This window comes from Pseudoalteromonas sp. G5_S1_54_S4 (assembly GCF_054968565.1).
Genome location: NZ_JBQKUL010000114.1, coordinates 1 through 1941, shown reverse-complemented (window position 1 = coordinate 1941; position 1941 = coordinate 1). Strand labels below are relative to the sequence as shown.

Here is a 1941-nt window from a genome sequence, read left to right as displayed (position 1 = left end):
TACCAATTGCGGACATTAGTAACGGCGCGTTAAGTAGTTAGCATCGCGATCACAGAACCTAACCATACCACCGTAAACACGAAACCAACGATGGAATGAAAAAATGCCATGCGTTGGGAATCTGTCTTAAACGCTTTGTTATTAATTATCATTATTGTTATTTAATTCTGACATACTCTTTGTGTTTACCACAACTACCATAAAAATATTCATCTGGCTGAAAATCTATGAGAGGAGCGACCCTTAAGTAAGATATTAACTCATATGCTAACTCTAATAATGGAGGTGTATAGTTTTCTGCACCTGGGTCTGAGATAAGGAAAGCATATGCATCTTTTGCGATTACCGTCACCTTATGATCTTTGGTAGCATATCTCAAGGATCCCCCACGCACGTCAACATACATATTTGGCCAATAATTAAGATTACTTTCGTCCTTAATGAATTTTTTAAACTCCTCCCTAAGAACAGTTGAACTCATTGATTTTTCAGTGACAATTGCCCCAAAAACCTGATTTCTAAACTCATTTCTATCTAAAGGGTTTTTGTGTTCAATCATATTAATATCAAGGCTATTAAAGCCACTCTTTTCGCCTTTAATAGCCTTTAAAATGCCATACAAACTATCACCTAATATTTTCACCAAGTTCTGCATTGGCTTAGGGTTTGGATATACAACATCATTCTTTCCTTTATTGGATCGATCTAATGTCTTTACTGACTTAATATTCTGTAGCGCTTGATGTAATGTATCCTTATCTTTAATCGATGCTTTCACTTCAATAACAGCTACTACTGATTCGACCATGAAATATTTTACTTCACCTATTTCTAAAACTGAATGATAGCTATCCCTATATATAACCACATCAATTTGTTTACTAATTCCACCAACTACATCTATTACAAATCCAGTATCAACTTTATATTTACTTGGAAGAATCCTTTTGAGGAAGTTAATTATAATTTTTTCTATTGCTCTTCCACTTTCTCCTGAATGCGCTATCGATTTCGACAACTTTAATTCGGTTAGAACACCCTCATTTAATGAGTGCATAATGTCTTTGATAACTGAACTCACTGACCTACCTCAAATAATAATACATAACATTTTAGTATTTATGCGACACGCAGTTTGTGTTGCATAATCGCTTGTTGGGCTGAGGCGCTACCTGCTCGGTAAATCAGAGTTGGTGTTGTTTTGCTATGGGAATTTGTTTTTTATGGCCTAAGTGATATCAAACCAATTTCATTGGCGTGTCTATCGTAGCTAAGCTGTCCCTGCGTTACTCAGCGTTTATTATGTTTCCATTAAACCTAATGTTTAACCGTTAAGCAATTATATTTAGACAACCCCAATGACCGCTGATCGCTCAAAGCCGACCTATAGAATAATTGCTTTAACACGTTTTGGGGCAAAAGCTTGTTAGAACAAAAGGCAGACTGCGACAAATAGCATCGAAAAGTTTCGAACTTTATTGTCATGGTTTTAGTATTTATTGTCGAGTTTCATAATTATTGTCCTCCGACACTTATATCTATTTTGAACTTCAATTATAGATTGGCAATCACAGCAGTTTTCTGCCGTTGGCACTGTTACTAATCTTTTAAACTGAATTTCAATACCGCATGTTTCACAATACCCGTATTCGCCAGGTTCTTTTTGAAGCCTAAATTTAACTCGTTGCAATGCCTTCAGCTGCAGACCTTTTCTATAACGTGAAATGTATTGTTGCTTACGCTCTTCTTCTAGTGCCGCTCGATCTAAAATATCTGCAAGTACATTGCTTTCAACATTCTTATTTATTGGTTCATTCAGAGCATTCTTAAGCATAGAAATTTCATCATTAACTTGGTTTATTATATGCCCTAATTGGTCTGTTTTTAAAAATTCATGCATTCCTTATATCCTATACTAAACATCAAAAAGGTATTTAAACT

At 35.2% G+C, this 1941-nt stretch carries 2 protein-coding genes; both read right to left on the bottom strand.

What is annotated here, in order from left to right; translation table 11 throughout:
- Positions 1–157: 157 nt before the first annotated feature.
- A complete protein-coding gene (locus ACTRWE_RS19140; RefSeq protein WP_462880527.1) occupies positions 158–1081 on the bottom strand; it encodes a DUF6602 domain-containing protein in 924 nt (307 codons plus the stop codon).
- Positions 1082–1489: 408 nt separating this feature from the next.
- Positions 1490–1900 carry a TraR/DksA family transcriptional regulator gene (locus ACTRWE_RS19135; protein ID WP_016899346.1) on the bottom strand — a complete coding sequence of 137 codons (411 nt, stop codon included), beginning with the start codon at positions 1898–1900 and terminating at the stop codon, positions 1490–1492.
- Between the last annotated feature and the right edge of the window lie 41 nt (positions 1901–1941).